This is a genomic window from Bradyrhizobium sp. Kon56 (genome assembly GCF_055807635.1).
Genome location: NZ_JBVVOU010000322.1, coordinates 1 through 301, shown reverse-complemented (window position 1 = coordinate 301; position 301 = coordinate 1). Strand labels below are relative to the sequence as shown.

Annotated in this window: 1 pseudogene; it reads right to left on the bottom strand. The window is 61.8% G+C overall.

The features are described from left to right. Positions 1 to 301 (bottom strand): annotated as a pseudogene (locus AC0L3B_RS39145) (hypothetical protein); the annotation flags it as partial.

Sequence of the window (301 nt, the reverse complement as noted above, 5' to 3'; positions counted from 1 at the left end):
GGTGCATGTGTCGCCCGACCAGGCGTGCGCGCACCCGAACTGGTCCAATGGCGCCACACCAGAATCGATCCGCTCCGGCCAAGCCAGGGCATTGGCGATTGGCGTGCGCATATCGGGGTTGCCCAACTGCGCCAATACCGAGCCATCCACGTAATCCACCAGGGAATGAATCACGCTTTGCGGGTGAATCACCACCTCTACCTGATCGGGCCGCGCATCGAACAGCCAGCAGGCCTCGATCAGCTCCAGCCCCTTGTTCATCATGCTTGCCGAGTCCACGGATATCTTGCGCCCCATGGAC